Source organism: Yoonia sp. R2-816 (assembly GCF_046762905.1).
Lineage (GTDB): Bacteria > Pseudomonadota > Alphaproteobacteria > Rhodobacterales > Rhodobacteraceae > Yoonia.
The window spans coordinates 1-4801 of record NZ_JBKQXN010000122.1; the positions used below are offsets into that span (position 1 = coordinate 1).

Consider the following 4801-nt stretch of genomic DNA (forward strand, 5'->3'; position numbering starts at 1 on the left):
CAACAGCAATCGAATCCTTGTGGACGTCCAGACCCACATAAAGTGTCTTGTTCATGCTCATTTCCTCTGTCGAACAAATCCATGTTCGCCGAGAAAAACATGACAACTGGCGCTGCCGCAAAACGCTCATCTGGTCTTAGGACTTTTATCAATTAACATCAAAGCCTTAGAAGTCAGAAAATTTCGGGCATTGCGTAAACCGGTCGCAGAAAATACCGTTACTATTCAATAACTTATTTTCTTAACGTACAATTTAGCACTGAGCCGTAATCGACCCCAATAACGCCAAATAGCCCGATCAACGCTTCATTCATTCACTCGGTACCTTTGTCTGAAGTTGCTGTATCTGCATCGAGAACCGCGACTTCTGCCCTCAGATCGTCGGCATTGTTATAGAGGGTCGACTTGCTAACGCCTTCAAGTTGATCAGCAATCTGAACAAAGGAAAGACCCTCACGCATGAGGTGAACGACTTGATTCCATTTGTAGGATCCCGGTTCAATTACAGATTTTCTCCCTAGGGACTTGCCCTTAGCTTTTCTTGCCGCCAAGCCGGCACGGGTTCGTTCCGAAATCATGTCGCGCTCAAATTGCGCGAACATGCTTATCATGTGATACATAAGCTTGCCTGAGGCGGTTTCAGTGTCGATTTGCTCTGTCAGCGAAACCAGTTGTGCGTCACGTTCTCGCAACAGGTCTGCCGTCTGTATCAGTTCGGATAAATTGCGCCCCAGGCGATCCAACTTCCAGACCACTAGCCCAGCACCAGGACGCATAGCCTTTATCGCATTCCTAAATCCGGGGCGACGAGCAATACTTTTGCCACTGGCTCGATCCGTCAAGATGTGATCACGTTCCACGCCATACTTTAGCAGCGCGTCAATCTGAGGATCGAGACGTTGGTCGTCCGTTGAGACGCGGGCGTAGCCGAAAAGCAGGCGAGGTTTATCGTGTGTCATTGCTTTGAGATAGCATATCATGACACAAGCGCAAATTATTTATGGAATACTTTTTTGGAAGATCGGCTTGCCTTGCCACATTTCTTGGAATAGTTTATTGGAATGAGTGAGGCGAGGTGCCCGAAGGAGGATAAAATGCAAATGAAAACACCTTCAGAAGCGTTGGCCGCGCATCGGGCCGCAATCCGTCGCCTTGCAGCTGTATATCGCACAACCAACCCACGTGTGTTTGGGTCGGTCGTGGAAGGAAAGGACAGCATTGATAGTGACCTCGACGTATTGGTTGAGCCGCTACCAAAGACCACGCTGTTTGATCTTGGAGGGCTGCAAGACGAGTTGGAGGCAACTCTCGGAGTGAAGGTGGACGTTAAGACGCCACAGGATTTGCCCGCGCACATTAGGGCTGAAGTGGAAAAGAAAGCAGTTCCAGTATGACGGCAGGGAATAGATTGCCAGACTACATCGAGCAAATGGTTCGCGGAGCATCAGACGCTGTGAGTTTCACCGACGGAATGGATGAAGCGTCGTTCATGGACGATCTCAAAACTCAACGGGCGGTGATCATGAGCTTGATGATCGTAGGTGAGGCAGCAAGTCGCGTTGTTGCCGAGTTCCCCGATTTTACTCAAGAAAATCGCAGTATTCCCTGGCGCAGTATCAGAGGAATGCGAAACCGTATTGCTCATGGCTATTTTGAAGTGGATTTGCAGGTCGTTTGGCAAACCGTCGAAGCTGAACTTGCGCCGCTGATTAAGCGCCTTAAAGAGATTTCCAACTAACGCCGAAGCGGAGATAAGTTATATGAGTGACCATTGGAAACGACACGCCTACCCTCTTCAACAAGTCACGGTGTACTTACAAGGCACCAGGCATTCAAAAAGAGACAACATTATCGAGCAGCTAGAAACCGTCCTTGTGCGACTACGCAATGGAGAAATTGACTGTAATCGGCGGAGCAATACTCGGCCACGGTAGCGGGGTCGTTGTGATGTCGCGGGCGGCGTAAAAGTCGTCCACTTTTGCCCTTTCATCTGATGGGAGGGCGTGAGGATATTCACCGTGGAATTGTATTTGAAGGTGCGCCGCGCCCATTTTCAGGATGGGGTGAGCGGGCGGCAGATTGCCCGCGATTTTGGGATCAGCCGCGACAGCGTTCGGAAGATGTTGACCTATTCTGAACCGCCGGGGTATCGACGGACGGCGGAGATCAAACGACCAAAGCTGGATGCCTATATCGATCAGATTGATCAGTGGCTGACGGAAGATAAAGCGCGTCCTCGCAAACAGCGGCATACGGCCAAGCGCATCTTTGAACGGCTCCGTGATGAATGTGGATTCGACGGCGGTTACACCATCGTCAAAGACTATGTGCGCGGCCGGAAGCGCGGTTCGCACGAGATGTTTGTGCCGTTGCGCCATCCACCTGGACATGCGCAGGCTGACTTTGGCGAAGCACTGGTCGTGATTGGCGGTGTTGAACAGAAGGCCTATTTCTTCGCGCTGGATTTGCCGCATAGTGACGCCTGCTATGTCCGAGCCTATCCCGCCGCGAACACTGAGGCTTGGATGGATGGACATGTTCATGCCTTTGCGTTCTTCGGTGCAGTCCCGCAGTCGGTGCTCTACGATAATGACAAATGTCTGGTCGCGAAGATCATGCCCGATGGCACGCGCAACCGCACCCAACGGTTTAGTGCGATGCTGTCGCATTATGTGATCCGGGATCGATATGGTCGCCCCGGCAAAGGCAATGACAAGGGTAAAGTCGAAGGTCTGGTCGGCTATTCCCGCCGCAACTTCATGGTGCCAATGCCCCGCTTTCCGAGTTGGGATGCGTTCAATGACTATCTCGAAGAGCAGTGCCGCAAACGACAGGATGACATCCTGCGCGGCCACAAGATAAGCATCGGCGAACGCTTGCAGGCGGACCTGGCTGCGATGCAGGATTTGCCTGCGGCACCCTTTGAGGCCTGCGATCTGCGCAGTGGCCAGGTCACGTCTACATCTGTGGTGCGCTATCGCGGTAATGATTACTCAGTGCCGGTGGCCTTTGGTCACCGCGAGGTCTGGATCAAAGGCTTTGTTGATCGGGTTGTTATTGGTTGTGCCACTGAAGTGATCGCAGAGCATGTGCGGTCCTACGATAAAGACGACATCAGCTTCGACCCCGTACATTATCTACGACTGATTGAACGTAAGATCATGGCTTTCGATCAGGCTGCTCCCCTGCAGAATTGGGATCTGCCTGACGCCTTCTCAACATTGCAGCGACTGCTGGAAGCGCGGCAGGGCAAGGCTGGGAAGCGCGAGTATGTGCAGATCCTGCGTTTACTGGAACACTATGAGCAGAATGTGCTGCATGCCGCTATCAAGGACGCGCTGCACATGGGGGCGATGAGTTTTGAGGCCATCAAGCACCTCGTGCTGTGTCGCGTTGAACGCAGGCAGCCGCGGTTGGATCTCGATCTCTATCCATTCCTGCCCAGAACGAATGTCGTCACAACATCAGCCAAATCCTACATGAGCCTGCTGGCCGGACGTGGCGCATGAGCGATACACCAGAACTGCTCTTGGCCAACCATCTCAAGACCCTGCGCCTGCCGACCTTCCTGCGCGAACATGACAAGCTCGCGCGCATCTGCGCTGCCGATGGCGCGGACCACGTCCGCTATCTAGCTCGGTTAACAGAGCTGGAACTGATCGACCGCGAACGCCGCATGGTTGAGCGCAGGATCAAAACCGCCAAGTTCCCGGCTGTCAAAAGCCTCGATAGTTTTGACTTTAAGGCGATCCCGTCACTGAACAAGATGATGGTGCTGGAACTGGCGCGATGTGCCTGGATCGAGCGGCGCGAGAATGTCATCGCACTTGGTCCATCAGGGACCGGTAAGACCCATGTCGCCCTTCGGCTGGGATTGGCCGCCTGCCAGAAGGGCATGACCGTCAGCTTCGTCACGGCAGCGGCCTTGGTCAATGAACTGATGGAGGCGCGGGACGAGAAACGGCTGCTGCACTTGCAACGTCAGCTCGCCAAGGTCAGCCTGCTCATCATAGATGAACTCGGCTTTGTGCCGCTCAGCAAAACGGGCGCTGAACTGCTGTTCGAACTGATCTCGCAGCGCTACGAGCGCGGATCAACACTTATCACCAGCAACCTGCCGTTCGAAGAGTGGACAGAAACCTTTGGTACAGAACGGCTGACCGGCGCATTGCTGGATCGGCTGACCCACCATGTGAACATTCTGGAAATGAACGGCGAAAGCTATCGGCTCAACCAAAGCAAATCAAAACACGCCAAAACATAACACGTCATCAGGTTGGCCTAACGGCCAACGCGCCTTGGAACGTGCTTGCTATTTGACGGCATCACGCCCCAAGGCGCGACACAAACTGGCCGACTTTTGCTCCGCCCCAATGGCAGAAACTTCCGCCGCCGTTGACACCGCGAAAACCGGACATTCAACACCAGGTGGCAAGTTGCGGATGAACTGGACCCGACGCGCTTTCGCTGCGACTGATCGGCTGTTTGGCCAGCTCGTTTTGACAAGATGCAAGTCTGACGGCGCGGGCATTACGATAGAGGATGTCTATTCAAATATGGGATTCCAGTATTTCCCTATACGGCGATCTGGTTTTACTGCTGGATAAGAGTAAGAGGCGAATTGACTGGACGTACTTGCGTGCAATCAAACAGCAAAAATCAAAGCTTCGGAAAGTAACGTCGAGTTTCCGCTCTTCGCCCGCGACTTCTGGACTCGCACGAAACCAACGCCAACAGCTCACCATCTTGAATTGGATAAAGAAATGACCGTTATGAACAACGCACCTGTTTTGACAACTTT

The 4801-nt window shown here is 53.0% G+C and carries 5 protein-coding genes; 4 read left to right on the plus strand and 1 reads right to left on the minus strand.

Annotated elements, in window-relative coordinates:
- Positions 1-314: 314 nt before the first annotated feature.
- Positions 315-959, minus strand: a complete 645-nt coding sequence (locus tag ACFWW2_RS02780; RefSeq protein ID WP_393925960.1) for a recombinase family protein — start codon at positions 957-959, stop codon at positions 315-317.
- Positions 960-1094: 135 nt separating this feature from the next.
- Here ACFWW2_RS02780 and ACFWW2_RS02785 point away from each other — a divergent pair, with 135 nt between their 5' ends.
- The 4 genes from ACFWW2_RS02785 (at position 1095) to istB (ending at position 4264) form a co-directional block, all read left to right on the plus strand.
- Positions 1095-1394 (plus strand): nucleotidyltransferase family protein, encoded by a 300-nt coding sequence (locus tag ACFWW2_RS02785; RefSeq protein ID WP_393925962.1) that lies wholly within the window; start codon positions 1095-1097, stop codon positions 1392-1394.
- 14 nt (positions 1395-1408) lie between these two features.
- Entirely contained in the window at positions 1409-1738 is a 330-nt protein-coding gene (locus ACFWW2_RS02790; protein ID WP_393925963.1) for a DUF86 domain-containing protein, read from the plus strand.
- Between the two features lie 271 nt (positions 1739-2009).
- On the plus strand, positions 2010-3509 hold the full coding sequence (istA, locus tag ACFWW2_RS02795) for an IS21 family transposase (RefSeq protein WP_393925966.1): 1500 nt from the start codon (positions 2010-2012) through the stop codon (positions 3507-3509).
- Positions 3506-4264 carry an IS21-like element helper ATPase IstB gene (gene istB, locus ACFWW2_RS02800; protein WP_393925965.1) on the plus strand — a complete coding sequence of 253 codons (759 nt, stop codon included), beginning with the start codon at positions 3506-3508 and terminating at the stop codon, positions 4262-4264. The genes istA and istB overlap by 4 nt, the downstream gene beginning before the upstream one ends.
- Positions 4265-4801 lie beyond the last annotated feature (537 nt).

Bases quoted from the DNA above. Each gene is read 5' to 3' on its own strand.
- ACFWW2_RS02780 (WP_393925960.1), bottom strand. From the start codon at position 959: ATGACACACGATAAACCTCGCCTGCTTTTCGGCTACGCCCGCGTCTCA.
- ACFWW2_RS02785 (WP_393925962.1), top strand. From the start codon at position 1,095: ATGCAAATGAAAACACCTTCAGAAGCGTTGGCCGCGCATCGGGCCGCA.
- istB (WP_393925965.1), top strand. From the start codon at position 3,506: ATGAGCGATACACCAGAACTGCTCTTGGCCAACCATCTCAAGACCCTG.